The organism is Janthinobacterium sp. 35 (genome assembly GCF_002754575.1).
In the GTDB taxonomy this organism is placed as follows: domain Bacteria; phylum Pseudomonadota; class Gammaproteobacteria; order Burkholderiales; family Burkholderiaceae_D; genus Janthinobacterium; species Janthinobacterium tructae.
Map to the genome: position 1 here is coordinate 2,578,426 of NZ_PEFN01000001.1, position 25,341 is coordinate 2,603,766.

Annotated in this window: 23 protein-coding genes; 11 read left to right on the plus strand and 12 right to left on the minus strand. The window is 64.3% G+C overall.

All coding sequences use genetic code 11. The features are described 5' to 3' along the window. Nucleotides 1-900, minus strand: a complete 900-nt coding sequence (locus CLU93_RS11580) for a LysR family transcriptional regulator (protein ID WP_099761211.1) — start codon at nt 898-900, stop codon at nt 1-3. Nucleotides 901-1,027: 127 nt separating this feature from the next. Between CLU93_RS11580 and msuE the strand changes: the two genes are divergently transcribed. The 3 genes from msuE to CLU93_RS11595 all read left to right on the plus strand — a co-directional run bounded on the left by msuE (nt 1,028) and on the right by CLU93_RS11595 (nt 3,710). After that, the gene (gene msuE, locus CLU93_RS11585) at nt 1,028-1,609 is read left to right on the plus strand and encodes an FMN reductase (RefSeq protein WP_099761213.1); all 582 of its coding nucleotides are present in this window, start codon (nt 1,028-1,030) and stop codon (nt 1,607-1,609) included. Between the two features lie 70 nt (nt 1,610-1,679). Continuing rightward, complete coding sequence (locus CLU93_RS11590; RefSeq protein ID WP_099761215.1) at nt 1,680-2,660, plus strand: DUF1852 domain-containing protein; 981 nt, start codon at nt 1,680-1,682, stop codon at nt 2,658-2,660. A 24-nt stretch (nt 2,661-2,684) separates the two neighbouring features. Then, nucleotides 2,685-3,710, plus strand: a complete 1,026-nt coding sequence (locus CLU93_RS11595) for a methionine synthase (protein WP_099761218.1) — start codon at nt 2,685-2,687, stop codon at nt 3,708-3,710. Between the two features lie 34 nt (nt 3,711-3,744). Here CLU93_RS11595 and CLU93_RS11600 read toward each other — a convergent pair whose 3' ends face one another. Both CLU93_RS11600 and CLU93_RS11605 read right to left on the minus strand, forming a co-directional pair. Further along, the gene (locus CLU93_RS11600) at nt 3,745-4,989 is read right to left on the minus strand and encodes a type II toxin-antitoxin system HipA family toxin (RefSeq protein ID WP_099761221.1); all 1,245 of its coding nucleotides are present in this window, start codon (nt 4,987-4,989) and stop codon (nt 3,745-3,747) included. Then, entirely contained in the window at nt 4,976-5,305 is a 330-nt protein-coding gene (locus CLU93_RS11605) for a helix-turn-helix domain-containing protein (RefSeq protein WP_099761223.1), read from the minus strand. Before CLU93_RS11605 ends, CLU93_RS11600 begins: the two co-directional genes overlap by 14 nt. 377 nt (nt 5,306-5,682) lie before the next feature. Between CLU93_RS11605 and CLU93_RS11610 the strand changes: the two genes are divergently transcribed. Beyond that, on the plus strand, nt 5,683-8,082 hold the full coding sequence (locus CLU93_RS11610; RefSeq protein ID WP_099761226.1) for a DUF3772 domain-containing protein: 2,400 nt from the start codon (nt 5,683-5,685) through the stop codon (nt 8,080-8,082). Here CLU93_RS11610 and CLU93_RS11615 read toward each other — a convergent pair whose 3' ends face one another. Then, complete coding sequence (locus tag CLU93_RS11615; RefSeq protein WP_099764344.1) at nt 8,083-8,571, minus strand: DUF2938 domain-containing protein; 489 nt, start codon at nt 8,569-8,571, stop codon at nt 8,083-8,085. Nucleotides 8,572-8,634: 63 nt separating this feature from the next. Between CLU93_RS11615 and CLU93_RS11620 the strand changes: the two genes are divergently transcribed. The 4 genes from CLU93_RS11620 (at nt 8,635) to CLU93_RS11635 (ending at nt 12,656) form a co-directional block, all read left to right on the plus strand. Next, nucleotides 8,635-9,279: an ArsR/SmtB family transcription factor gene (locus CLU93_RS11620; RefSeq protein WP_099761228.1), complete on the plus strand. Its 645-nt coding sequence runs from the start codon at nt 8,635-8,637 to the stop codon at nt 9,277-9,279. Then, complete coding sequence (locus tag CLU93_RS11625; RefSeq protein ID WP_099761230.1) at nt 9,279-9,791, plus strand: ClbS/DfsB family four-helix bundle protein; 513 nt, start codon at nt 9,279-9,281, stop codon at nt 9,789-9,791. The genes CLU93_RS11620 and CLU93_RS11625 overlap by 1 nt, the downstream gene beginning before the upstream one ends. 97 nt (nt 9,792-9,888) lie before the next feature. Further along, nucleotides 9,889-11,604 (plus strand): NAD+ synthase, encoded by a 1,716-nt coding sequence (locus tag CLU93_RS11630; RefSeq protein ID WP_099761233.1) that lies wholly within the window; start codon nt 9,889-9,891, stop codon nt 11,602-11,604. Continuing rightward, the gene (locus CLU93_RS11635) at nt 11,601-12,656 is read left to right on the plus strand and encodes a bifunctional nicotinamide-nucleotide adenylyltransferase/Nudix hydroxylase (RefSeq protein ID WP_099761235.1); all 1,056 of its coding nucleotides are present in this window, start codon (nt 11,601-11,603) and stop codon (nt 12,654-12,656) included. Before CLU93_RS11630 ends, CLU93_RS11635 begins: the two co-directional genes overlap by 4 nt. Nucleotides 12,657-12,690: 34 nt before the next feature. Here CLU93_RS11635 and CLU93_RS11640 read toward each other — a convergent pair whose 3' ends face one another. Both CLU93_RS11640 and CLU93_RS11645 read right to left on the minus strand, forming a co-directional pair. Further along, complete coding sequence (locus CLU93_RS11640) at nt 12,691-13,509, minus strand: hypothetical protein (protein ID WP_099761238.1); 819 nt, start codon at nt 13,507-13,509, stop codon at nt 12,691-12,693. Between the two features lie 115 nt (nt 13,510-13,624). Then, nucleotides 13,625-14,527: a LysR family transcriptional regulator gene (locus tag CLU93_RS11645; protein ID WP_099761240.1), complete on the minus strand. Its 903-nt coding sequence runs from the start codon at nt 14,525-14,527 to the stop codon at nt 13,625-13,627. A 127-nt stretch (nt 14,528-14,654) separates the two neighbouring features. Here CLU93_RS11645 and CLU93_RS11650 point away from each other — a divergent pair, with 127 nt between their 5' ends. Beyond that, nucleotides 14,655-16,076, plus strand: a complete 1,422-nt coding sequence (locus tag CLU93_RS11650; protein ID WP_099761243.1) for an MFS transporter — start codon at nt 14,655-14,657, stop codon at nt 16,074-16,076. After that, nucleotides 16,073-16,471, plus strand: a complete 399-nt coding sequence (locus CLU93_RS11655) for a DUF4440 domain-containing protein (protein ID WP_099761245.1) — start codon at nt 16,073-16,075, stop codon at nt 16,469-16,471. The genes CLU93_RS11650 and CLU93_RS11655 overlap by 4 nt, the downstream gene beginning before the upstream one ends. A gap of 1 nt (nt 16,472) precedes the next feature. On the opposite strand, the gene CLU93_RS11660 is transcribed toward CLU93_RS11655, so the two are convergent. Genes CLU93_RS11660 through CLU93_RS11680 form a run of 5 tightly spaced genes read right to left on the minus strand, consistent with a single transcriptional unit; the run spans nt 16,473 to nt 23,208 of the window. Beyond that, on the minus strand, nt 16,473-17,048 hold the full coding sequence (locus CLU93_RS11660; RefSeq protein WP_099761248.1) for a DUF1349 domain-containing protein: 576 nt from the start codon (nt 17,046-17,048) through the stop codon (nt 16,473-16,475). 26 nt (nt 17,049-17,074) lie between these two features. Continuing rightward, the gene (locus CLU93_RS11665) at nt 17,075-18,463 is read right to left on the minus strand and encodes an efflux transporter outer membrane subunit (protein WP_099761251.1); all 1,389 of its coding nucleotides are present in this window, start codon (nt 18,461-18,463) and stop codon (nt 17,075-17,077) included. After that, the gene (locus CLU93_RS11670) at nt 18,460-21,558 is read right to left on the minus strand and encodes a MexW/MexI family multidrug efflux RND transporter permease subunit (RefSeq protein ID WP_099761253.1); all 3,099 of its coding nucleotides are present in this window, start codon (nt 21,556-21,558) and stop codon (nt 18,460-18,462) included. The genes CLU93_RS11665 and CLU93_RS11670 overlap by 4 nt, the downstream gene beginning before the upstream one ends. A gap of 15 nt (nt 21,559-21,573) precedes the next feature. Beyond that, nucleotides 21,574-22,674 carry an efflux RND transporter periplasmic adaptor subunit gene (locus CLU93_RS11675; protein ID WP_099761255.1) on the minus strand — a complete coding sequence of 367 codons (1,101 nt, stop codon included), beginning with the start codon at nt 22,672-22,674 and terminating at the stop codon, nt 21,574-21,576. A 51-nt stretch (nt 22,675-22,725) separates the two neighbouring features. Next, nucleotides 22,726-23,208, minus strand: a complete 483-nt coding sequence (locus tag CLU93_RS11680; protein ID WP_099761257.1) for a DUF2165 family protein — start codon at nt 23,206-23,208, stop codon at nt 22,726-22,728. 123 nt (nt 23,209-23,331) lie between these two features. Between CLU93_RS11680 and CLU93_RS11685 the strand changes: the two genes are divergently transcribed. Further along, nucleotides 23,332-23,991 (plus strand): helix-turn-helix transcriptional regulator, encoded by a 660-nt coding sequence (locus CLU93_RS11685; protein ID WP_099764345.1) that lies wholly within the window; start codon nt 23,332-23,334, stop codon nt 23,989-23,991. Here the strand turns inward: CLU93_RS11685 and CLU93_RS11690 are convergent. After that, a complete protein-coding gene (locus tag CLU93_RS11690) occupies nt 23,988-25,247 on the minus strand; it encodes an MFS transporter (protein WP_099764346.1) in 1,260 nt (419 codons plus the stop codon). The genes CLU93_RS11685 and CLU93_RS11690 overlap by 4 nt on opposite strands. Nucleotides 25,248-25,341: the final 94 nt, after the last annotated feature.

Genomic DNA, 25,341 nt, shown 5'->3' on the forward strand with positions numbered 1-25,341 from the left:
TTAGCTTTCTTGCGCAATGGCCGGCTGGCGCGCCAGCGCGATGAAGGCGCGCACGTAGTCGATGGCGGTGTCCGTCTCGCGTGCCCCCAGGAAGATTTGCTTGGCGATGCCGCGCGCGCCCAGGCGCACCGGCACCACGTCCATCTTGGCTGCGTATTCCTCGACCAGCCAGCGCGGCAGGGCGGCCACGCCGCGGCCGCTGGCGACCATCTGCAGCATGATGTCGGTCGTTTCGATGGCTTTGTGGCGCTTGGGCGTGACACCGGCCGGCAAGAGGAATTGATTGTAAATATCCAGGCGCTCGATGTCCACGGGGTAGCTGATGAGTACTTCCTGGGTCAGTTGCTGCGGTTTTACATAGGCCGCCGACGCCAGGGCATGGCCCTTGGCCACGACGAGCACCTGCTCGTAGTCGAACACGGGTTCGAATGTCAGCCCCGGCTTGTACAGCGGGTCGGGCGTGACCAGCAGGTCGATCTCGTAGCCGAACAGCGCGCCGATGCCGCCGAACTGGAACTTCTGCTTGACGTCCACATCCACGTCGGGCCATGCGGCCAGATACGGGGAAACGATTTTGAGCAGCCACTGGTAGCAAGGGTGGCATTCCATGCCGATGCGCAACGCACCGCGCTCGCCCTGCGCGAACTGGCCCAGGCGCTCTTCGGCCAGGTCCAGTTGCGGCAGCACCCGGTTCGCCACCGCCAGCAAGTACTGGCCGGCCTGCGTCAGGCGCAGGTTGCGCCCTTCGCGCAGCCAGACGTCGGTGCCCAGTTGCTGCTCCAGCTTCTTCATGCTGTGGCTCAGGGCCGACTGGGTCAGGTGCAGCACGCCTGCGGCGGCCGTCAACGACCCTTGTTTTTCGACCTGCTGGACGATGCTGAGGTGGATGCGTTCAAGCATTTGAATGAGCCAAGTTCATGGATGTATGAAATAAGACCATTATACTTCATCGATCCCCCCCGCTATCATCCATCCTCTTGCTGTTGGCATTCTTCGCCCTCGCGCATCACTCCCTATGAAAGCAAACATGACACGTCCATTGCGCTTAGTCGCCGTCTCCGGCGGGCTGCAACGTCCTTCCAAGGCGGCAGCCCTGGCAGAGCACCTGATGGACTTGATCGCCGATGAAGTGCTGTGCGAACAACGCCTGGTCGAACTGGGCCAGCTCGCCCCGCAGCTCGCCGGCGCGACCTGGCGCTCCCACCTGCCCGAGACGGTGGAGCGGGAACTTGCGGCGGTCGAGCAAGCTGACATCCTGGTGGTGGCAACACCGGTCTTTCGCGGTGCCTACACGGGACTGTTCAAGCACTTCTTCGACTTCATTCATCAGGATGCCTTGATCGACAAGCCCGTCTTGCTGGCGGCCACCGGCGGCAGCGAGCGCCATGCCCTGATGATCGACCACCAGTTGCGGCCGCTGTTCAGCTTTTTCCAGGCACGCACCTTGCCGCTGGGCGTCTACGCGACCGACCAGGATTTCCTCGACTACCGTCTGCACAACGCGGCCCTGATCCAGCGCGCCACGCTGGCGGTCCAACGGGCATTGCCCTTGGTCGGCCTGACGCGTCAGGCGCAATCTGCCACCGCTGAAGAGCTGGTCTCGGCCTGATACGCATCCCCACGGTCACCAGGCAATCAATATATTCATCTTTTCGCAGCAAACAGGACACCAGATCACCATGAGCCAAGATTTTGCATTCAGCATCAAGAGCATTGTTTTCGATGAAAACTATCACCCATCGGACAGCACGCGCCTGACGACCAACTTTGCCAATCTGGCCCGGGGAGAGCGTCGCCAGGAGAACTTGCGCAACACCCTGAAAATGATCGACAGCCGCTTCAACAACCTGGCGCATTGGGACAACCCGAAGGCGGACCGCTACTGCGTCGAACTTGAAATCATTTCCGTCGCATTGAATATCGATGCCGCAGGCGACAATATTCCACTGATCGAGATATTGAAGCCGAATATCCTCGATAAAAAAACCGGAGAGCGCATCGACGGCATCGCCGGCAATAACTTCTCCTCCTACGTGCGCGATTACGACTTCAGCGTGCTGCTGCCAGAGCACAACAATAATCAATCCACATTCAGCACGCCAGAGAACTTTGGCGATTTTCATGGCAGGCTGTTCAAGCACTTTGTCAATTCAAATGCCTACAAAGCGCACTTCAGCAAGTCGCCGGTGATCTGCCTCAGCGCCTCGAGCAGCAAGATCTATCAGCGCACCGAAAACCAGCATCCCATCCTGGGTGTCGAGTATCAACAAAATGAGTTCTCCTCGACGGATGAGTATTTCGAGAAAATGGGGATGCAGGTGCGCTATTTCATGCCGCCAAACAGTGCGGCTCCTCTGGCGTTTTATTTTATCGGCGACCTGCTGGCTGACTACACCAATCTTGAGCTGATCGGCACCATCAGCACGATGGAAACGTTCCAAAAGATCTACCGGCCCGAGATTTACAACGCCAATTCTGCGGCGGGAAGACTCTATCAGCCCAGCCTGAAGAACCAGGACTATTCGTTGACGCAAATTGTCTATGACCGGGAAGAGCGCAGCCAGCTGGCTGTCAAGCAGGGCAAATATACGGAAGAGCACTTCATCAAGCCCTACAAGCATATTCTTGAACAATGGGCTGCCACCACGCTGTCTGCTTAATCAACCTACACGACATTACTGATCATGAAAAAATTATTGCCTACATCCACTGCCGGCAGCTTGCCCAAACCTTCCTGGCTGGCGCAGCCTGAAAAACTCTGGTCGCCCTGGAAATTGCAGGACGAGGAATTGATTGAGGGCAAACAAGATGCGTTACGTTTGTCCCTGCAGGAACAGCAGCAGGCAGGCATCGATATCGTCAGCGATGGCGAGCAGACCCGCCAGCATTTCGTCACCACGTTTATCGAGCATCTGAGCGGCGTCGATTTTGACAAGCGCGAGACCGTCAGAATTCGTGACCGCTACGATGCGAGCGTGCCGACCGTCGTGGGCGCCGTGAGCCGCACCAAGCCGGTCTTTGTGGAAGACGCCAAATTCCTGCGCCAGCAAACCACGCAGCCGATCAAATGGGCCTTGCCAGGCCCCATGACGATGATCGATACGCTGTATGACAGCCACTATAAAAGCCGCGAAAAGCTGGCCTGGGAATTTGCCAAGATCCTCAATCAGGAAGCCAGGGAACTGGAGGCGGCCGGCGTCGACATCATCCAGTTTGACGAACCGGCATTCAATGTGTTCTTTGATGAAGTCAATGATTGGGGAATCGCCACGCTGGAAAGGGCAATCGAGGGGCTCAAATGCGAAACGGCCGTGCACATTTGCTATGGCTACGGCATCAAGGCCAATACCGACTGGAAAAATACGCTGGGCTCCGAGTGGCGCCAATATGAAGAATCGTTCCCCAAGCTGCAGCAATCGAATATCGACATCATCTCGCTGGAATGCCACAACTCGCGTGTGCCGATCGACCTGATTGAACTCATTCGCGGCAAAAAAGTAATGGTCGGCGCCATCGACGTGGCAAGCAATACCATTGAAACGCCGCAGGAAGTGGCCGACACCCTGCGCAAAGCGCTGCGCTTTGTCGATGCCGACAAGCTCTACCCAAGCACCAACTGTGGCATGGCGCCGTTGTCTCGTCAGGTAGCAAGAGGCAAATTGCATGCGCTTAGTGCCGGCGCGGAAATTATCCGAAGAGAAATCTCTTAACAGGCTGGGGAAAATTCCGAAAACCCGCCTGCGCCTAAGCCAGGCGCACCAGCATCACCCGCAAGCGCTCCGCCATCCGCGCCCGCAAGGCCGTATTCAGCAGCGGCGCCACCTGCGCAAAAGCTTTCTCGATGCGCGCCAGCAGGGCATCGACATAATCTTCTGCCTGCTGTCGCGTGGCGAAGCCGAAACGGGTCACGTCGCGCAGCATGGCGTCGCGCGTGATGTCGCGGCGGCCGGCGCTCACTTGCATGACCAGCGTTTGCGGGTCGTCTTCCGTATCCGGTACGACATCGAAGGCGGGCGAGAGGCGCCAGCGCTGTTCATCCAGGTCGAACAGCACGGCGTGGTTGCGCGGATGGTCGTCGTTGTTGCCGACGACGCCGTTGAAGACCATGCGGCCGAACAGCTCGATGGCGTCTTCCGGTGGCGCGCCGATGCGCCGGAGCTCCTCGGCCAGGCGGGGATAGCTGGCGCCATCGCTGTCGGCCGCGTCCACCGGCGGATATTGCACTTGCAGCAGCGAAGCGGCACTGACCGTCATGACGCGTTGCGCGCCGCGCCGGTCGTAACGCAGGATGCGCACCACGCTGCGTTCGGCCGTCAACGCATGGTGGCGCGTCTCGGCGAAACGCAGGCCGGCCGCCTTGCCCCATTGCATCGCCGCATGTTCCAGCAGTGCCAGGTCGACCGTATCGGTCATCAGTCCCGGTTTCACCAGCCAGTAATCTTCACCGTCCAGCACCGTGGCCTTCGGCCGTGCGCCGCCCATGCTCGGGGTGGCGAACAGGCGCTTGCGCAAGGGCGCATTGAGTGGCGGCCGGCTGCCCGCGATGGCCAACAGTTCCTGCACCAGCGCATCCAGGTGATGCAGCCTGGGACTGGCCAGTTGCGCTATGTTCGGTTTGGGCGTGTTCCCCACGGCCAGCGCACCCCAGCGCTCGCCGTTGCCGGACAGGCGCAAGAACTGGATCGCCGTGGATTTTTCGCCCAGCTGGTGTTCGCGGCGTATCAGCATCTGGCCCCAGGAATCGGGACTGGCGTCGCGCAGCACGTCATGCAGGCCGCCATAGCGGCGCGCCAGGTGTTCCATGCCGGGAATGAAAGGCAGATTGACGGGATCGATGCTCCAGGACAAGCCTGCATCGGCATAGCTGGGCGCGTACAGAAAGCTGCCGATGCCGGTCTGCGCATCGAGCACATAGCGGCCCACCACTACCCACGCGCCGTTGTCGGGCCGCTGCAGATAGACAAACAAGGGACGGCTAGAAGTAGCCATCGTCGCCCCCGTTCAAGGCGGGGCGGCTGCGGATGTTGGGGCTGTCCATTTGCCACAGCGCCACGTCGGGTTCCGGCGCCGTGATGGCGAGGATGCCGAGTACGTGGAAGGCGGCCAGGAACAAGCCCACGTTGACGGACGCTTCGCCCCGTTCCATGCGCTGCAGGGTGGGATGCGAAATGTCGAGGCGGGCACACAGGTCGCGTGCCGTGATATTTTGCTGCACCCGCTGCTTGCGCACGCACTGGCCCCATATCCTGAGCCGCTCGTTGACGAGCGTCGGCATGGCGTCTTCCGGGCGGGCACGTTTTGTCATGATAAGGAAGTGAACATATTTTTTATATTGTAGTCCTTAATTGAAAGAATATGTTTGTTATTGTTTCATGATATATAAACATAAAATTGAACTTAACCATTGTAAATGCAATTTTATGTTCATCTATATTCCTCAGTTTCTTGCCGCACGAAAATTTCCGCCATCTGTCGCTGGAGTGCGCTAGGCTGTCGCTGTTTGCCGTACAGTTCAGCAACTCCCGTAATATCCATCGCCCTGTTCCTGCCGCTGCAGCCGCTGTACCTGCCGGCGCGATGCTGTCTCGCTTTTCCCCGTATTGACCTGGCCGATAGGACCGCATGATTTCATTCCGTACCCCTCATTTTTCTTCCCCGCGCCAAGCCTGGCGTGGCTGGCTATTGCCACTGCTATTGAGCCTGCTGCTGGCGTGCTCGCTGGCCGCGCCACCGGCCTGGTCGCAGCCCGTCGATGACGCCGCCACGGCCGACCAGCACCTCGATGGCTTGCGCAAGCAAATCACCAGCATCCAGAAGGCGCTCGATGGCGAGGCTGATCTCGATGACGCAACCCTGTCGCAGATGCGCGCCGATGCGCTGGCGGCCAGCGCCGAGGCGGACAAGGTGGCCGATGCGCTCGCGCCTACCCTGTCGAGCGTGCAGGCGCGGCTGGCCGAGCTGGGCAAGCCGGCGGCGGGCACGAAAGAGGCCCCTGACGTGGCAGCGCAGCGCAGCCAGCTGGACCGCACCAGCAGCGCGCTCGATGCGCAGGTGAAGCTGGCGCGCTTGCTGGCCGTGGAAGCGACGCAGGCGTCCGAGCAGGTGTCGACGGCGCGCCGCGCGCAGCTGCAGGCGCGCCTGGGCGAGCGCACGGCGTCCATCCTGGCCGGTTCCTTCTGGAAACAGCTGCATGCCGAATTGCCGCAGAATCTGCAACGCCTGCGGGCGCTGGAGCTGGAGTTGGCCAACGCCGCACGCGCCACGCCATGGTCGGCCTGGGGCGGCTTACTGGCCGGTATCGTGGCCGTGATCGGCGCCAGCGTCTGGGTGTCGCGCTATCTGCTGGTGATCACGGCCACGCGCGTGCCGCATGGCCGCTTGCGCCGCTCCTTGCATGCGCTGGCCGTGCTGGTGCTGGCGGCTGCCACGCCGGGCCTGGTGGCCGAATTGCTGGTCATGGGCTTGCGCTGGGAGGGTGGCCTGTCTGAAAAAATTTCGACTTTCCTCAGCAGCTTGATCGGCATCATCTGTTTTGCCGGTTTTACGGCGGGCCTGGGCCATGCACTGCTGTCGCCCTGGCGCGTGTCGTGGCGCTTGCTGCCCCTGCCCGACGCGCTGGCGCACCGCTTGCGCCATTTTCCATCGACGTTTGCCTTCATCGTGGTGCTCGTATGGGCCACGGAACGCGTCACCATCGTCATCAATGCGGGCCTGTCGACGGCCGTGGCCGTCAATTGCATCGTCGCCCTGGTGATGAGCACGACCATCGCCTATGGCTTGATGCGCGCCGAGCGCAGCTGGCGCTTGTTGCGCGAGGCCGATCCCGCCACTCTGGTCACGCCGCTGTGGCTGCGTTGCGTCACGGTGCTGCTGTGGCTGGCGCTGGCGTCGAGCGTCATCAGTTTGCTGGTCGGCTATGTGGCCTTCGGCAGTTTTATTGCCAAGCAAATCGCCTGGGTCATCGTGGTGGTGGGCAGCACCTATCTGCTGACGGTGCTGGTCGATGATATCTGCATGCTGCTGGCCTCCACGCCGCCGCCGCCGGACGTCGTCAATCCCGTGCTGGCCACGCCCAAGGCGCGCGACCAGGCCGCCGTGCTGCTGTCGGGCATCGGCCGCGCCATCGTCGTGCTGCTGGCCCTGATGCTGCTGCTGGCGCCGTTCGGTGAAGGTCCGGGCGAGCTGTTCCAGCGCGTGGGCAAGCTGCAGGATGGCCTGGCCATCGGCGAGGTGGCGATCCGTCCTGCCGCGCTGATCCAGGCCCTGCTGGTGCTGGTCGTCGGCTTTGTGGCGCTGGGCCTGTTCAAGCGCTGGCTGCAAAACAGTTATTTGCCGACTACCAATCTCGATACGGGCATGCAAGTGTCGTTCATTACCCTGTTTGGCTATATCGGTGGCGTGCTGGCCGTGGCGCTGGCCCTGTCGGCGGCCGGCATCGGCCTGGAACGCATCGCGTGGGTGGCGTCGGCCTTGTCGGTGGGTATCGGTTTCGGCTTGCAGGCGGTGGTGCAGAACTTTGTGTCCGGCCTGATTTTATTGGCCGAGCGTCCTGTGAAAGTGGGCGACTGGGTCTCGCTCGGTGGCGTGGAGGGCGACATTCGCCGCATCAATGTGCGCGCCACGGAAATTCAGCTGGGCGACCGTTCCACGGTGATCGTGCCGAACTCGGAATTCATCACCAAGACGGTGCGCAACGTCACCCTGGCCAATCCCCTGGGCCTGGTGCAAGTCAAGCTGCCGCTGCCGCTGGGTACGGATGCGCAGGCGGCGCGCGCGCTGATCCTGTCCACCTTTGTCGACAATCCCGACGTGCTCGACACGCCGGCGCCCAGCGTGCAGCTCGACGGCATCGACAATGGCCTGTTGCTGTTCAACGCTACCGGCTATGCCTCATCGCCGCGCCTGACGTCGGGCATCCGCAGCGCCCTGCTGTTCGAGCTGCTCAAGCGCCTGGACGAGGCGCACATCGCGATTGCCAAGCCCAGCACGATGGTGTTGAGCACCGTGCCGGCGCATCCCGAGGCGCCGGCCATCTCAGCCGTTGCGCCGGCACCCGCCCCTGTGCCGCCGTTGACGAGCTGATCAGCGGATAGTCGACCACAGCAGCGCCGCCAGGTACAGGCCGATGCCGAACGCCGTGTGGGCCATCAGGCTGCGCAGGCGGGCGGCGCCCGGATGCGGCGTCTTGCTGGCGGCCAGGCCGGCGCCCACGCCCGGCTGCAAGATGCAAAACGGCGCGGCCACGCTGACCAGGCCCGCCAGCAGCGCCGGTGCGAACGTCGGCTGGTGCACCCACTCCTGTCCCACCAGCGCCAGCAGCACGGCCGCAAACAGCACGCCGATCACGTAATGGGCGGTCCAGCCCAGGATGGCTTCATCGCGCACGGGCGCCGCCTGGGCGATGTTGGCATGCGTCACCGTGCCGCGCGGCAGATGGCCCAGCCAGCGTCCCACCATCGCCAAGTTCAGCGAGGGGATGCACCAGAAGCGCTTCAAGGCCACCGCCCACACATCCATCACCGCCGTCGCGCCCACGCCGATCACCAGCGCATCGAGCCAGAGTATTTTCATCATTGTCACCTTATAACATTCAATAGATTGATTGAATGTTATAAGGGTGCTAGCATCGTGTCAATGAAAAATGCTGATATCGAATTGCTCACCGGTTCCGCCGGATTTGCCCATATTTTAGGCAGCGCGCCGCGTCTGCACCTGCTTGAGCAGGTCGCGCAGGGCGAATTTGCGGTGGAGCAGTTGGTGGCGTTGACGGGCCTGTCCGTGGCGAATACCTCGCAGCATTTGCAGCAGCTGCGGCGCGCCGGCTTCGTGCAGGCACGGCGCGACGGCAAGCGCGTGCTGTACCGGCTCGGTAGCGGCCCCATCGTGCAGTTGCTCGATGCGCTGGCGCTGTATGCGCAGCATCAGCGCAGCGAATTGCAGGCGCTGAGTCGGGGCGACCACGTGGAAGCGATCACGGGCAACGAGCTGCAGGCACGCATGCAGGAAGCCAGCATCACCGTGCTCGACGTGCGTCCCGCGCAGGAATTTGCCGCCGGCCACTTGCCCGGTGCGATCAATATTCCCTTTGAAGACTTGCAGCGCCGCCTCGGCGAATTGCCCGCAAACGCAGAAATCGCCGCCTACTGCCGCGGCCCGTATTGCGTGCTGTCCGTGCAGGCCGTGGCGGCCTTGCGCCAGCACGGCTTGCATGCGCGCCGTCTGGGCAGCGGTTACGACGACTGGCAGGCGGCCGGCTTGCCTGTCGTGAAGGCGGCGTGATGGCGATCCCGAACAGCAAGCAGGAACTCGTCGACGCCATCAACACCACGTACGCCAAGCTGGCGCAGGAGCTGGCGCGCGTGCCACCGGCCTTGGCGCGCGATCCCGTACTGGAGGGGCAAGTGAAGGGCACGCGCATGAGCGTGTGCGATCTGCTCGCCTACCTGGTGGGGTGGAACGAGCTGGTCTTGCATTGGCACGCGCAGCTGCGCGACGGCAAACGCATCGAGGACATCGCCTTTCCCGCCGAAGGTTTCACGTGGAACGCTCTGGGTGCCCTGGCGCAGCGCTTCTATGCGGACTATGCTGAACTGGACATGGACGACTTGCTGCAGCGCCTGGAGCAGGCGAAAGACCAGCTGCTGGCGCTGATCGACGCGCACGATGACGCGCAATTGTATGGCCAGCCCTGGTACACGCATTACACGATGGGGCGCATGATCCAGTTCAATACATCGTCGCCGTATGCGAATGCGCGCACGCGCTTGCGGGCCTGGCTGAAGACCTTGTAGCGCAGCGACCGGCAGGCTTGCACGATTGCATCAGTACCCTCAGAAACGTTTTCAGGCAGGATAGTGGTCTCAAGTGCCAACGCAATAAAGGATCGCCATGCTGACCATCGCCCTCGCCCAGATGAATCCCACCGTGGGCGACTTCGACGCCAATGTCGCCGCCATCACCGCGCGCATGGCCCGCGCCAGCGAGGATGGCGCCGACTTGCTGGTGTGCCCCGAACTGTCGCTATGCGCGTATTACCCGGGCGACCTGTTCGAGGACGCCGCCTTCCTGCGCGCTATGCAGCAGGCGCTGAACAAGTTGCTGCAAGCGTCCGCGCGCTGGCCGGCGCTGGTCACCGTCATCGGCACGGCGCGGCCGAACCCCGGCGTCGGCAAGCCCCTGTATAACGCCTTGCTGGCCATCCGCGACGGGCATATCGTCGCCGAATACTACAAGCAGCTGCTGCCCACGTACGGCATCTTCGACGAGGGCCGCCATTTCGAGCCGGGCCCGCCCGGCGCCTGCACCTTATCCATCGCCGGCTGCAAAGTCGGCTTCATGATTTGCGAGGATGGCTGGAACGACGATGGCCGCGCCTATGCCGTCAACCCGTTCGAGTCCCTGCATGCGGCGCGGCCCGACCTGGTCGTCAGCATCAACGCCAGCCCGTCCGACATCGGCAAGCGCGCACAGCGCCACGCCGTGTTTGGCGCCGCCTGCGCACGCGTCAACTTGCCCCTGCTGTTCGTCAACCAGGTGGGCGGCCAGGACCAGCTCGTGTTCGACGGCGCCTCGTTCGCCATTTCGCCGAAGCACGGCGTGGAATTCGAGGCGGCACGCTTCGTCGAAGATTTTCAACTGCTGCGCTTTGCTGCTGGCCGTTTCGCGCGGCCCGATGGTCAGCCCTTCCCCGTACCGGACCCGGACGGCATCCCCGCCGTGGAGTTTGCACGGCGCCAGATCGTGCTCGGTTTGCGCGACTATGCGCGCCGTTGCCGCTTTCAAAAAGTGGTGGTCGGCTGCTCGGGCGGCATCGATTCGGCGCTGACCCTGGCCCTGGCCGTCGAGGCGCTCGGCGCGCACAACGTGGTGGCCATCACCATGCCGTCCGTGTTTTCCAGTGCCGGCTCCGTCACCGATTCCGTCGCCCTGTGCGCCAATCTGGGCATCGCCCTCTACACGCATCCGATACGCGACATCGTGGCGCAGTACGAGGCTGGCTATGCGGCCGCGTTTGACGGCAAGTTGCAGGGACTGCCGCTGGAAAACCTGCAGGCGCGGGTGCGCGGCACGATCCTGATGGAGTACTCGAACGCGTTTGGCGCCCTGCTGCTCACCACCGGCAACAAGAGCGAAATCTCGGTGGGCTACTGCACCCTGTACGGCGACACGAATGGGGGGCTGGGCTTGATCGGCGACTTGTATAAAACCGAGGTGTTCGCCCTGTCGCGTCATCTCAACGCCAGTGCCGGGCGCGAGTTGATACCCGCCGCCGTGCTCGATAAACCCCCGTCGGCGGAACTGGCGCCGGGCCAGCGCGACACGGACAGCTTGCCGCCCTACCCCGTGCTCGATGAAATTTTGAAGTGGCATATCGAGGGACGGCGTTTGCCGGCGCAGGAAAGCGCGCAAGCACTGACCCTGGTCGACCAGCTGCGCGAGACGGACGAGGGACGCGCCCTCGTGACGCGCATCCTCGGCATGGTCGCCCGCAACGAATATAAACGGCGCCAGGCGGCGCCCATCATCCGCGTGCGTTCGCGCGCCTTTGGCAGCGGGCGCCAATTGCCGATCGCCGCCCACTACCCTACCGGAGACGACGCATGACCTTATCCTATCCCGCCGACGCGGCCATCCTGATCGGCCGCTTCCAGCCTTTTCACAATGGCCATGCCGGCCTGCTGCAAACGGCGTTGACGACCGCTGCCCAGGTGGTGGTGGTACTCGGCTCCGCCTTCCATGCGCGCAGCCCGAAGAACCCGTTTACGTGGCAGGAACGGGCCGCCATGATCGCCGCGACGTTACCCGAGGCGCAGCGCGCGCGTGTGCATTACGTGGCCGTGCGTGATTACTACGACGATGGCCTGTGGGCCGACGCCGTGCGGCGCGCCGTGGCGGGCGCCTTGCCCGCAGCGCAGCGCGTGACCCTGGTGGCCTGCTTCAAGGACGCCACCAGTTACTACCTGCACCACTTCCCGCACTGGCAGCTGCTGAACCTGGAGATCGATGCGGGCGCGCCCATTGGCGCGACGGCGATCCGCAACGTGCTGTTCGAGGCCGAAGACGTGGATGTGTCGCTGAGCGCCGTGGCGCAGCTGCTGCCGGCGGCCATCGGCCAGTATGTCAAAGCGTGGACCTTGCTGCCGTGGTACGCACCGCTGGTGCAGGAATACCGCGCCATCGAAGCGTACAAGGCGCGCTGGCGCACGGCGCCGTATGCGCCCATCTTTTGCACCGTGGATGCGCTGGTGCAGACGGGCGGCCACGTTTTACTCGTGCGCCGTGGCGGCTATCCGGGCAAGGGTTTGTGGGCCTTGCCCGGCGGCTTTCTGGAGCCGCGCGAACGCCTGCTGCAGGGCGCCCTGCGTGAGCTGGCGGAAGAAACCCAGCTGGGCGTGCTGGCGCCCACCCTCGTCGAGGCGCTGGTCGGCGTGGCCGTGTTCGACCACCCGGACCGCAGCCAGCGCGGGCGCACCATCACGCATGCGCATTATTTTGACTTGAAGACGCGCCAGCTGCCGGAAGTGACGGCGGCCGATGATGCGGCGCTGGCGCAGTGGGTGCCCGTGGCGGCGCTGCCGGCCATGGAAGAGCAATTCTTCGAAGACCACTTTCATATCCTGAACCACTTCCTGCAACTGACGCACGAGGGGCGCTGAAGGACGGGGGGAAGCCCGCAGCGCCCTCCGGCGCTCAGGAGGTCATGCGCTCCCAGCCATGCTTGACGGCCGCCTTGAAGTCGTCCCACGCCGATTGCGGATACGTGTGTTCCCAGTTGCTGCGCAGTTCAGGCTCGACCTGCTCCCAGCTTTGCCCCCGGTAGCTGTCGCTGCCCGCCATCGAATGGCCATAGCGGTAGGCGGGATCGTAATCGTCGAAGCGCGCGCCGGTGGCGACATAGGTGGCGCTCCAGTGCTTGCGGTAGTACTGCTCGTCGTCGTCGCTGGTGCCGGGCAGGTTGTCGGCGCCGGGATAGCGGCGCACGTTGGCGCCCGCGTTGGACGGCGGCGGGGGCGTCATGTCGCTGGCAAATTGCTGCGACCCTGGCGACTCGTTCAGGTTGCCCTGCTGCGATGACGTATCCGACTGCATGCTGGCGCCCTGGCGCATCGCGCTATCGTTCTGCGGCGCGCCTTGCCAGCCGCCGGCGCGCCAGTGGTCGGCGTGCGCATCGATGTCGAGCGGCGCGTAGCGCTCGACGAGGTCGGTGGCGCGCTGGATATCGGCGTCGCTCGCCCCTTCCAGTGTCAGCACGACATGCCCGCGCCGCACGGCTTCCGCATAGATGTGGCGGTCGGCGTGGCTGCCGAACAGGTCCGTAAAGAAATGCTTGACGCTGTCGAGCAGGCTGTCGCTGTCGTCGCGGCGGATGTCTTCCGTGGTGGAAATATCATCACTGCCCGCATCGTGCAGGCGGATGCTGGCGCCGGGGAAGCCAGCCGTGATCAGGTCGTGCCGGGCGCGCTCGGCCATGTCGCGCAGGGCGAAAACTGCTGCCAATGTATGTGCCATGATGGTCTCCAATCGGTGAACAACGTCCTTCCAGTGTAGGCCGTGTCAAGCGAAAGGGGCGCCCGTTTGCCCCCTGGAAATCGTTGTGTTCAACAAGTGTTGACCACGTGAAACCTCAGGCGGGCGTACCGACGAACGCGCGCAAAAAGTCGATAAAGGCGCGCACCTTTTCCGCAATGTGCTGGGTGTTCGGATACACGGCATACACGCCCTGCTGCGGGAAGGCGACCTCGGGCAGCAGGCGGCGCAAACGCCCCGCGCGCACGTCCGCCTCCACCAGCCACTGCGGCAGCAGGGCCACGCCGCAGCCGCCCAGGGCAAAGCCCAGCAGGGCCGAGGCGGAGTCGGAATGGATGGCGGCGTCGTCCTGCGCGGCGAAGGCGGCGGCGCCGTCCGGTGTCTGCACCTCCCAGCGCAGCGGCGAAGCCAGGCGGCTGTGCGCCAGCCAGCGCGCGCGCTGCAAGTCGGGCAAGCTGGCGATGTCCCTGGCGGGCAGGCTGGCCAGGTAGGCGGGCGAGGCGACGGGCCAGATCGCATACGGCTCGATCAGCGCGGCGCGGTAGCTCGAATCGTTGAGTGAACCCATGCGGATGGCCAGGTCGTAGCGGCCCGAGATCAGGTCTTCATGCGACGACGACGAGGAATGCTGGATCTGCAGTTGCGGATGGGCGGCGGCAAAGGCGATCAGCGCAGGGATCACCGTGCGGCCGCCGTATTCGACGGTGGTGGTCAGGCGCAGGGTGCCGCGCAAGCCCTGCTGGCCCTGGCGCGCCGTTTCGATGGCGCCGTGCGCTTCGCTCAGCACGCGCTGGCAATCTTCGTAAAAGCGCCGTCCCACGTCGGTCAGCGCCAGGCTGCGCGTGCTGCGCGTGAGCAGCGACACGCCCAGCTCCGCCTCCAGCTGTTTCAAATTAAAACTGACGACGGCCTTGCTCTGGCCCAGCACGGCGGCGGCCGCCGTCAGCGAGCCGGCGTCGACGATGGCGATGAAAATACCCAAACGGTCAAGACTGATCATAAATAAGAATGAGGAGGCATGCGGGTTGTAGAGGTTTGTCAAAATTTCTTTGACAGTGTAATCGGGGCTGGCCCGTTACGCAAATGGCGATGGGCGCTTAAGCTGGCCGTTTGCCATTCGGAGCACCATGGACTATCGCAAAAAGGTCGCGGCCATCTATCTGCTGGGGTTTTTCGTCGACCTGATCAACATGTTCATCACCAGCGTCGCCTACCCCGACATCGGTCATGCCTTGCACGCCTCGGTGGCGCAGCTGGCCTGGATCAGCACCGGCTACATTCTCGGCCTGACCATCGTCATCCCCGCCAGCGCCTGGCTTGCTGCCTATTATGGCAGCAAAACCGTGTTTATGGCATCGTTGCTAACTTTTTTATGCGCCAGCATCGGCGCCGGCCTGGCGCCCTCGATCGAGGCGCTGATTGCCTGGCGCTGCGTGCAGGGCCTCGGTGGCGGCTTGCTCATTCCGCTGGGCCAAAGCATGACCTACCAGTTATACAAACCTGCCGAGCGCCCCGGCCTGTCCTCCGTCATCATGCTGGTGGGCTTGCTGGCGCCCGCCCTGTCGCCTGCGCTGGGCGGCGCCATCGTCGATAGTCTTTCCTGGCGCTGGATTTTTTACCTGAACGTGCCATTCGCCGCGCTGGCGCTGCTGCTGGCCGCCTGCTGGCTGCGTCCCGACCCACCGCGCGCGCAAGTGCCCCGGCTCGACACGGGCGGCCTTGTGGCGGGCAGCACAGCCATCCTTTTGCTGTTGCTGGGCTTGACGATGCTGGGCACACCGGGCGAGTTGGCTGCCGGCGCCGGCGTGCTGGCGCTGGGCGCCGCCTGCGCATGGGGCTATGTGCGCGGCGCCTTGCGCAAAGCCACACCGTTGCTGAATCTGCGTTTGGCCACCGAGCCGCTGCTACGCATCGCCATGCTCATGTATCTGCTGGTGCCGGGCGTCTTCATGGGCGTGAGCCTGCTGGCCATGCTGTACCTGCAGGGCGTGCTGGGCATGTCGGCGTCGACGGCGGGTGCGCTGATGCTGCCATGGGCGCTGGCCTCATTTGGCGCCATTTCACTGACCGGCAAAAGCTATCGCCGCGTGGGTCCGCAGCCGCTGTTCATTGCCGGTGTGCTGCTGCAGGCGGCGGGCATGCTGATGCTGCTGCGCGTGGATGCGGCGGGCCAGTTATTCTGGCTGGCTGGCGCGTATGCCGTGATGGGTTTTGGCGGTGGCTTGTGCAGCAGCACGGCGCAAAGCACGGCGTTTTTGCGCACGCCGGATGGGCAATTGAGCCAGGCCAGCGCCGTGTGGAATATCAACCGCCAGCTGGGCTTTTGCCTGGGCGTGGCGCTGCTCAGCGTACTGCTGAATGGCTTGCTGGCGGCGCAGGGCATTGCGTCGCTGGACGACCCCGCCCAGCACGCGCGCGCGGTGCAGGTTTTTCACTGGTGTTTTGCCCTCGCCGCCGCCTCGTGCGTACTGCCTTTGGTGCTGTGCGCGCGCATCGATAACGGCGCCGTTCTCGACCTTTTACATCACCATGGAGTAGCGAAAAAATGAACGCAACGAACCCCTGTTTTGACGACGTTTTATCCACGCACGCGCTGATCCGCGACTGGCTTTCTGGCGACGCCACGGCACCAGCACATTGCGCCGATTTACTCGCGCGTTTTGCACCCGCTTTCACGATGGTGGCGCCCGGTGGCAAGCAGCTCGATCACCCCGGCTTGACGACGTTTTTCCGCGCTGCCGGCGGCAGCCGTCCGGGCCTGCAGATGCGCCTTTCCGACCTCGTTTTAATCCAGGACAGCGCGGCCGGCGCCAGCGTGTCCTACCGCGAATGCCAGTCGCTGCCGGGGGGAGAAAACACCGAGCGCCTGTCGACCGTCGTGTATGACAAAACACCGGCTGGGACCCTGCTGTGGCGCCATCTGCACGAAACGTGGGTGGCTTAATTTAACTCAAATCATGCAAGTCTTTTTGCTGTGCCGGAGCGATGGAAAACTGCGAAAAAACCACTTCCAGGCCACCACGTTCCGGCGTGCAGCACATGGGGCCGACCAGGTAGCGCGATGCCGTGGGAAACGGCGCCAGACGCAGCAGCGGCCAGCGCTGGCCATCGGTCGAATACTGCACCCGGATCACGCCTTGCGCCACCGTCACGCGCAACCAGAAACCGTCCCGCATGGCGGGGGCGATGCTGACGGCCCAATCCGATTTGTCGAGGGTCAATACGCTGCTCAATAGCAGCTGGCCGTCGGAAAATTCGACACCGCATTTGATCCAGTTTTGTGCGTCGACGCGCACCATCATGCCGGCCTGGTCGTACAGCGCGGAGTACTGCGCCGCCACGTGCAGCTGCGCCGTGAAATCGCCGTTGACTTCAGTGCCGAAAAAGTGGCCGCTGTCGCGGATAAAACCATACGCGGTCTTGCGCCAGAAGTCGGTGTTTTCATCCGTCGTCACGCGCAATTGCGCGTCGTCGGCGGACCAGTTTTCCGGTGGATTCAGCCAGCTGCCTTGCGTGAACATCGCATCTCCTCGTGAGCAAAAAAATGCTACATAGTTTGCCCCCATCCCAGCGCCTTGTACAGGGCAATCGCATCGATGTAGGACGCCGTTTCCGCCAGCAGCGCTTCGCGCCGGATATCGAACAAGGCGCGCTGGTTTTCCAGCACCGCCTGGTAACTGCCGGCACCACCCTGATAGCGCGTGCTGGCAATGCCGAGCGCCGCGTTGCCGTGGCGCGCCGACTGCAACAAGGAGGCTAACCGCGTCTGGTTTTCCGCCAGTTGCGTGACGGCGTTTTCCACGTCTTCCTGCGCCATCAGTATCGTGTGTTCATAGCGCGCCAGGGCGCCCTGCGCTTCGGCCTGCGTGCCGCGCAAGCGTGCCTTGACGCTGCCCAGGCGGAAGGCCGGATAGCTGACGGAGGGCGCCACCTCAAAGGCGCGCGCGCCGCCGTCGAACACGCCGCTGCCGCGCAGCGCAAAGAAGCCCAGGAAACCGCCGAGGCTCAGGCGCGGATACAGGTCCGCCGTGGCGGCGCCCACATCTTCGCTGGAGGCGGCCAGCAGGCGTTCGGCGCGCACCACGTCGGGACGCTGCTTGATCAGGCGGTTGACGTCGCCCAGCGGCAGTTGGCCCGCCAGCGGCGCCTGCTGCCGCGGCTGAGTGGCCAGCGCGATGGCGCCAGGCGCTTGCCCGCTCAGCACATCGAGCCGGTACTGCGCCTGGAGTAAACCCGCCTGCATCGGCGGCAGCATCGCCTCGCTGCGCGCCAGGTTGGCCAGCGCATTATGGCGCTCTTCCGGTAAGCCGCTGCCGGCGCGGATGCGCGCGTCGGTCAAGGCCACCGTATCGCGCCAGCTTTGCACCTGCGCCTGCGTCAGCGCCAGGTTCTGCTGGTAGCCCAGCGCCTCGTAGTAATTGCGCGCCACTTCGGCGGCAATCGTCAGCTGCACCTGCCGCAAGTCCGCCTGCGCGGCGTCGGCGCGCGCCTGCGCCGAGCGGGAAATATGCGCCAGGCGGCCGAACAGGTCGATCTCCCATTGCGCGTCGAAACCCACGCGCGTATTCCCATTGGCGGCGCGGCTGTCCGGCGTGTCTTGCCGCACCTGGCGCTGCCATCCCGCCTGGCCCGTGACGGCAGGCAGTTCATCGAGGCGGCGCTCGTCGAAGATGGCGCGCGCTGCCAGCAGGTTGGCCTGCGCCTGTGCGATATCGAGGTTGTGTTCGAGCGCGCTGGCGATCAGTTGCGACAGGCGCGCATCGTCAAAAAATGTCCACCAGGCGGCGTCACTGGTCGCCGTTTGACCTCGCGCAAACTGCGTCTGCTGCGGGCTGGCGAGGGCGATGGCGGGCGTGCCCGGCGTGACGTAGGCGGGACTGATGGCGCAGCCGGCCAGCAGGGGGAAAAGAGAGACAAGATAACGGTAATTTTTCATGGGGATTCCTTCAGCGCCTGCGACAAATCTCGCGCGCGCGGCGTGGCATGGTCGGCCGTGTGGCGGCGGGCCAGAAAGGTGTACACGGTGGGCAGCACGAACAGCGTGAAGAAGGTGCCGATCAACATGCCCGAGACGATCACCACGCCCAGGCCGAAGCGGCTGTTGGCGCCCGCGCCGGAAGCGAACAGCAGCGGCACCAGGCCCACCACCATGGCCGCCGTCGTCATCAAGATGGGGCGCAAGCGGATCTGCGCCGCCTTGCGGATGGCGCTCATGCGGTCCAGCCCTTCATGCACCTGCAATTCATTGGCAAATTCCACCATCAAAATGCCGTGCTTGCTGATCAGGCCAATCAGGGTGACCAGGCCAATCTGCGTGTAGATGTTGACGGTGGCGTAGCCCAGCGCCAGCGGGATCAGCGCGCCGCAGATCGACAGCGGCACCGTGATCAGGATGATCAAAGGGTCCGTCAGGCTTTCATACTGCGCCGCCAGCACCAGGTAGATGACGACGACGGCCGCGAGGAAGGCCAAGAGCAGCGCATTGCCTTCCGTGGCGAACTGGCGCGCGTCCGATTGCCAGTCGTAGCTGAAGCCCGGTGGCAGCGTTTTTGCCACGCCATCGAGGAAGGTCACGGCGTCGCCCAGGGTCACGCCTGGTGCGGGCACGCCCTGGAAGGTGGCCGCATTTTGCTGGTTGAATTGCGTCAGCATGTTCGGTTCGATCTGTTCGCTCACCGAGACCACGGCGGACAGGGGCAGCAGGCTGCCATCGTCGGCGCGCACGTACTGCTGCGTCAGGGCTTGCGCCGTGAGCCGCTGTTCGCGCGGGCTTTGCGCGATGACGTCATACGCGCGGCCATCCATGCCGAAGCGGTTCAGGTAATTCTCGCCCACCAGCACGGCCAGCGATTCGCCGATGTCCTGCATGCGGATGCCCAGGCTGTTGGCCTTCGAGCGGTCCACGCGCACTTTGACCACGGGGTTGTTGTAATCGAGGTCGCTGTCGACGACGGCAAACAAGCCGCTATCGCGCGCGCGCTGCTTGACGTCTTCCATGGTGCGGAACAGGGTGGCGTAATCCTGCGCGCTGCGCAAGACCAGCTGCACGGGCAAGCCGCCGCTCGATCCTGGCAAGGGCGCCAGCTGGAAGGCGAAGATGCTGGTGCCTTCCACGTCGCCCACGGCGTGCTGCAATTCTGCCTGGATGACGGCCGCGTTGCGCGAGCGTTCGGCCCACGGCGTCAGGTTGATGCCGCCGATGCTCGATGCCGGGCCTTCGCCGCCGTTGATGATCCAGCGCGATGCCGTTTCGGGGATATTTTTGTAGATGGTATCGAGCTTGTAGGAAAAACGTTCGACGTAATCGAGGTTGGCATGCTGCGGCGCCTTGATGGCTGTCAGCACGCTGGCCTGGTCTTCCGCCGGCGCCAGTTCGCGCTGCGGCAGCAGGTACAAAAACGGCAAACTCACCATCACCAGCGCGGCGAAACCGGCACTGAGCCAGCGGTGGTGCAGGGAGCGATCCAGCAGGCGCGCATAGCGGCTGGTGAGGCCTTCGAAGAAATGCTCGGCGGCGCGCGCCATGCGCCCTTCCGATTGTTTGGGCTGCAGCAGCAAGGAGCTCATCACGGGAGACAAGGTCAGCGCCACCACGCCCGACACCACCACGGCGCCGGCCAGGGTCAGCGCGAATTCCTTGAACAGCGCGCCCGTCAAGCCCCCCATCATGCCGATCGGCGCATACACGGCCGCCAGCGTGATGGTCATGGCGATCACGGGACCGGCCACTTCGCGCGCCCCCACCAGCGCGGCCGCCACGGGCGTCTTGCCTTCCTCGATATGCCGGTGCACGTTTTCCACCACGACGATGGCGTCATCGACCACCAGGCCCACGGCCAGCACCATCGCCAGCAAGGTGAGTAAATTGATGCTGAAGCCGAAGGCCAGCATCAACGCCGCCGCACCCAGCATCGACAAGGGGATCGTCACGACGGGAATCAGCACGGAGCGCAAGGAACCCATGCACAAATAGATGACGATGACGACAATGAGAAGCGCTTCGAGCAGGGTGTGCGCCACCTCGTCGATGGACGACTGGATGAAGCGCGCCGTCTCGAACGCCAGCTCGACTTTCACGCCGGGTGGCAGGGTTTTCTGGATCTCGGGCAGCAGTTTCTTGATGCCGTCGACGATCACCAGCGGGTTGCCGCCCGGCGTGGGCGACAGGCCCAGGTACACGGCCGGCACGCCGTCCATGATGCCGCTCGTCTCCGTGGCGGCCGCGCCCAGCTCCACCGTGCCCACGTCCTTCAAACGCACGAGGGCCGCGCTGTCTTTGGCATCGCCGCCCTTGGTGATGACCATGTCGCGGAACTCCGCCACGCTGGTCAGGTCCGTATTGACGCTGATGTTCGAGACGACGAATTGTCCTTTCACCTTGCCCGGTGCCGCCTGGTAGTTATTGCGCCGCACGGCGTCGGCCACGTCGGCGGCAGTCAAGCCGCGCGCCGCCAGTTTGTCCGGGTCGATCCACAGCCGCATGGCCAGCTGCTGGCCGCCATACACGTCGACTTTGGCCACGCCGTCGATGGTGGCGAACATCGGCTGCACCACGCGCGCCAAATAATCGGTCAGCGCGGGCGCCGAGACGCTCTCGCTGGCAAAGCCGACATAGGCGACGGCCGAGGAGTCGCCGGCTGCGCGCTCGATGACGGGGTCGAAAGCGCCTTCGGGCAGCTTGTAGCGCACCTGGTTGACCTTGGCCATCACTTCCGTCAAGGCTTGCGTGGAATCGCGGTTCAATTCCATGCGCACGGTGACCGTGCTGCTGCCCTGCACCGAGGACGAGGTCAGGTAATCGATGCCTTCCACGGACGACACGGCTTGCGCAATCGGCTGCGTGACAAAACCCTGCATCAGTTCCGCCGAGGCGCCAGGATAGTTGGTGGTGACGGTGATGGTGGACGATTCGAGCATCGGGTACTGGCGGATCGGCAGCTGCTTGATGGCGATCACGCCCAGCATCAAAATCAGGGTGCTGATCACCAGCGCCAGCACGGGGCGGCGTACGAACAGATCGGTAAATTTCATGGTGGTGCGCTCCTCTTACGAGCCGGCCCTGGGCGCGGCGCGCTTGGCCTCGTCCAGGGTGTTGGCCACGGCTTGCACGGCCATGCCGTCGGCCAGTTTCAGCTGGCCCGAAGCGACCACGCGCTGCCCTTCGCGCAAGCCGTCCAGAATGGCCACGCGGCCGTCTGCCCGCTCGCCCAGTTTGACGCCCACGCGCTTGACGCTGAGCGGCTGCTTGCCCTCTTGCTGCGCGACGAAGACCGTGTCGCCATACGCGCTGTAGGTCACCGCCGTTTCCGGCACCGTCAGCTGCTGGCCCGCTTCACGGGCCACGCGCACGTTGGCGTACATGCCCGCCTTCAGCGCGCCGCGTGGATTGGTCAGCGTCGCCTGTACCTGCACCATGCGCGAGCGGGCGACCAGCGGGTCGATGGCGTTGATCTTCGCCGTAAAAACGTCGCCGGGATAGGCATCCACCAGCACTTGCACGGCCTGGCCTGGCGCCAGTTTCGCGCTGCTCTGTTCATCGAGGGCGAAGTTCACCAGCAGCGACTTCGTGTCGATCAGGCTGGCTACCGTATCGGCCGCGTTCAGGTACTGGCCCGCGTGCACCTTGCGGATGCCCAGCTGCCCGGCGAACGGCGCGCGAATGGTCTTTTGCGCGATCAGTGCTTGCGTCTGGCGCACGTCGCCCAGGGCCGCGTCGCGCGCGGCCAGGGCGCTGTCGAGCTGCTCCTGCGTAGCCGCCTTTTCCTTCACCATCTGCACCGTGCGGGCATGGCTGCTTTCCGCGTTTTTCAACTGTGCGCGCTGGCGCAGCAGGGCCGCCTGTTCCTGCGCGTCATTCAGCTGCACGAGGATGGCGCCGGCCGCCACGGTTTGCCCCGATTCGAAGCGGATCTGCGTCACGCGTCCGCCGGTTTCGGCCGCCACCTGCACCTGGCGCGCCGCTTCCAGTTCGCCCACGCCAGCGAAGTAGCGTTCCTGCGTGCCCAGCACGACGGGCACCAGCGCCACCTTGGTGGCCGGCGTGGCGGCGGCATCGGCCGCATGGGAGTCGGCACGGGGGTACAGCGCGGCGCCGGCGACGACCAGCGCGATGGCCAGCGCGGAAGCGCCAACGATTTTCGTATTCATGATGAAGTCCTTTACAGCAGTACAAAAAGACAGAGGCGCAGCGGAGGCTGATCAGGTCCACTGCGCGTTGAAGGTGAAAAACAGCGCCAGGGTCCACAGCAGCAGCACCAGGTGCGTCGTCTGCAAGCCTTCCTGGGCGATCCAGTAGCCGAACCACAGGCCGCCCAGGTGCATCAGCAGCAAAAAGGCGGCCATGGCGCACAGGGCAAGGTTCAGCCAGGGCAAGCCAGCGGGCAGGCCGCCGCCGAGAAACAGCGCCAGGCCCGTCCAGGCAGCGATGGCGGCGGCAAGCTGCAGCGCCAGCACCACGCCCAGCGATAGCCGGTGCAGGGTCAAAGAGGTGAGGGCGCGGCGCAGCAGCGGCGTCTGGATGGTCGGGTCCTGGCGCAGCGGGTCCATGCGCATGGTGTTGCCGATGGCCCAGACGGAGCCGTGGAAGGCGTGCAGGTTGTTGATGGCGGCCAGGGTCAGCCAGATGGCCAGGCCGGTAGCGAGAATGGCGTGAAACAGCCAGATGGAGTGTTGCAGCTGCATGGGATTCCAGTCCAAAGAGTGTCTTGCTGGCAAGCGGACGTGGAAACTCCTCGACAGCGGGGAGCTACCGGCCTATTATGCAAGCAATTAGTTGGTTAACTGGCCCCATGATAGTTGAGCGAAATGAATTACACAAGTAAACGTTTGGATAATAGCGAAGCGCCGCAAACCACGGAGCGCATCCTGTATTTCATCAAGACCAAAGGACCCGTCTCCACGGCGACCCTGGCCAAGACCCTGGACATGACGGGCGAGGCGGCGCGCCAGCAAGTGCAAAAGCTGGTGGCGGCGGGTCTGATCGAAGGACGCCAGGAAGCGCAGGCGGGCGCCGGGCGGCCGCGCCAGAACTGGGTCTTGACGGAAGCGGGCAATGCGCGCTTTCCCGACACGCATGCGCAGCTGACGATCAAGCTGATCGGCTCGGTGCGCCAGCTGTTCGGCGAAGCGGGGCTGGATAAACTCATCACGCAGCGGGAAGAGGAAAGCCGCAGCGCGTATGCGCTGGCGTGCTCGGCGCCGGACTTGCCCACGCGGCTGCAGCAGTTGGCCGCCGTGCGCGATGAGGAGGGTTATATGGCGCGCGTGGAAGCGGACGGCGAGGACTGGCTGCTGATCGAAGACCATTGCCCCATCTGCGCCGCCGCGCGCACTTGCCAGGGCTTTTGCCGCTCCGAATTGCAGCTGTTCCAGGAAGTGGTGGGGCCGGGCGCCAGCATCGTGCGCGAGCAGCATGTGCTGGCGAACGCGATGCGCTGCGTGTATCGGATCAGGGTGCTGCCCTAGTCTTTCGGAAACAGCGGCCAGGTCAGCAGCGCCACCAGTCCCGCCAGCCACCACACGACGGGCCAGCTGCTGGCCGCCAGCAGGTGCGGGATGGCCATCGGCGTGAGGAACAGCCCCACGTAGACGGCCGTATTCGCCATGCCCAGGGCCGTGCCCGCATTGGCGGCGCCCGCTTCCGTTGCCAGCTCCGTGTAGGCCACGCCATGCCAGGCGGACACGGCGATGCCTGCAGCCACCACGGCGGCCATCAGCAGCCAGCCCGGCGCCTCCGTCCAGGCGATGCATCCGAGAAAAATGAACGCAGCCAGCGCCACCAGGGCCGAGCCGCGCAGGTAGGCGGGCCGGTTCGCGTGGCGGTCCGTGTGGCGTCCGCTCCAGATGCGCATCACCATGGCGCCCGCCTGCAGGGCCACCATCACGGCCGTGATGGCGGCCAGGCCCAGGTGGCCATGGTCGTGCAGGAACACGGTGGCGTAGCTGAGCACGGCAAACTGCGGCACGCACAGCAAGCCGATGGCCGCCACCATGCGCCAGACTTTACGATTGCGCAAAGGTTGCGGTGGCATCACCTCAGACACGCCCGTGGACGCGTTGTGCGGCCCCGTGGCGGCCTCGGCAGAGAAATCGGGCTCATGCATCCAGCGCCACGTAAAAAACGCCGACAGGCCGCATACGAGCGCCAGGGCGCCAAACACGGGCATGAAGCCATAGGACGATGCCAGGCTGGGCAAGATCAGGGCGCCGAGGCCGCCGCCGAGCGGCACGGCCGTCTGGCGGATGCTCATGGCGAAACCCCGTTCGCCCGTGCCGAACCAGCGCATCACGGCGCGGCCGCTGGCGCCATTCACGCTGCCGCCCAGCACGCCCACCAGCGCCAGTCCGGCCGCCAGCGCCCATAACGGCGGTACCGTGCCGTCAGCGGGCGTGATCCACAGCAGCAAGGTCAACAGCGCCAGCATGGTGCCCAGCAAGCCCGTCAGCAGCACGGGGCGGTCGCCCCAGCGGTCGGTGGCCATACCCCACGGCAATTCGGTCAGGGCCACGCCCAGGCCCATGGCGCCCAGCGCCACCCCCAGTTGCGTATTGCTCAGGTGATAGCCGCTGCGCAGCCAGATGGCTGTGGTGGGCATGCCGTTGGCGGCAGCGGAAAAGCTGGCATTGGCCGCCACGCCCACGGCCAGGACTTTCCAGCGGTGGGCATCGCCCAGCGCGGGCGCGGGGACGGGAAGGGAAACGGCAGGGCAGCTGGTACTCATGGCAGGGAGGGAAAAGTGGTTGACCCTGACAGTGTTGCGCAGTACGATCATTCTGAATATCAGATAATTTACGCCACACCATCCCATAAAACCG

Coding starts and splice junctions, on each gene's coding strand:
- CLU93_RS11580 (WP_099761211.1), bottom strand. CDS start 900: ATGCTTGAACGCATCCACCTCAGCATCGTCCAGCAGGTCGAAAAACAA.
- msuE (WP_099761213.1), top strand. CDS start 1,028: ATGACACGTCCATTGCGCTTAGTCGCCGTCTCCGGCGGGCTGCAACGT.
- CLU93_RS11590 (WP_099761215.1), top strand. CDS start 1,680: ATGAGCCAAGATTTTGCATTCAGCATCAAGAGCATTGTTTTCGATGAA.
- CLU93_RS11595 (WP_099761218.1), top strand. CDS start 2,685: ATGAAAAAATTATTGCCTACATCCACTGCCGGCAGCTTGCCCAAACCT.
- CLU93_RS11600 (WP_099761221.1), bottom strand. CDS start 4,989: ATGGCTACTTCTAGCCGTCCCTTGTTTGTCTATCTGCAGCGGCCCGAC.
- CLU93_RS11605 (WP_099761223.1), bottom strand. CDS start 5,305: ATGACAAAACGTGCCCGCCCGGAAGACGCCATGCCGACGCTCGTCAAC.
- CLU93_RS11615 (WP_099764344.1), bottom strand. CDS start 8,571: ATGAAAATACTCTGGCTCGATGCGCTGGTGATCGGCGTGGGCGCGACG.
- CLU93_RS11620 (WP_099761228.1), top strand. CDS start 8,635: ATGAAAAATGCTGATATCGAATTGCTCACCGGTTCCGCCGGATTTGCC.
- CLU93_RS11625 (WP_099761230.1), top strand. CDS start 9,279: ATGGCGATCCCGAACAGCAAGCAGGAACTCGTCGACGCCATCAACACC.
- CLU93_RS11630 (WP_099761233.1), top strand. CDS start 9,889: ATGCTGACCATCGCCCTCGCCCAGATGAATCCCACCGTGGGCGACTTC.
- CLU93_RS11635 (WP_099761235.1), top strand. CDS start 11,601: ATGACCTTATCCTATCCCGCCGACGCGGCCATCCTGATCGGCCGCTTC.
- CLU93_RS11640 (WP_099761238.1), bottom strand. CDS start 13,509: ATGGCACATACATTGGCAGCAGTTTTCGCCCTGCGCGACATGGCCGAG.
- CLU93_RS11645 (WP_099761240.1), bottom strand. CDS start 14,527: ATGATCAGTCTTGACCGTTTGGGTATTTTCATCGCCATCGTCGACGCC.
- CLU93_RS11650 (WP_099761243.1), top strand. CDS start 14,655: ATGGACTATCGCAAAAAGGTCGCGGCCATCTATCTGCTGGGGTTTTTC.
- CLU93_RS11655 (WP_099761245.1), top strand. CDS start 16,073: ATGAACGCAACGAACCCCTGTTTTGACGACGTTTTATCCACGCACGCG.
- CLU93_RS11660 (WP_099761248.1), bottom strand. CDS start 17,048: ATGTTCACGCAAGGCAGCTGGCTGAATCCACCGGAAAACTGGTCCGCC.
- CLU93_RS11665 (WP_099761251.1), bottom strand. CDS start 18,463: ATGAAAAATTACCGTTATCTTGTCTCTCTTTTCCCCCTGCTGGCCGGC.
- CLU93_RS11670 (WP_099761253.1), bottom strand. CDS start 21,558: ATGAAATTTACCGATCTGTTCGTACGCCGCCCCGTGCTGGCGCTGGTG.
- CLU93_RS11675 (WP_099761255.1), bottom strand. CDS start 22,674: ATGAATACGAAAATCGTTGGCGCTTCCGCGCTGGCCATCGCGCTGGTC.
- CLU93_RS11680 (WP_099761257.1), bottom strand. CDS start 23,208: ATGCAGCTGCAACACTCCATCTGGCTGTTTCACGCCATTCTCGCTACC.
- CLU93_RS11685 (WP_099764345.1), top strand. CDS start 23,332: ATGAATTACACAAGTAAACGTTTGGATAATAGCGAAGCGCCGCAAACC.
- CLU93_RS11690 (WP_099764346.1), bottom strand. CDS start 25,247: ATGAGTACCAGCTGCCCTGCCGTTTCCCTTCCCGTCCCCGCGCCCGCG.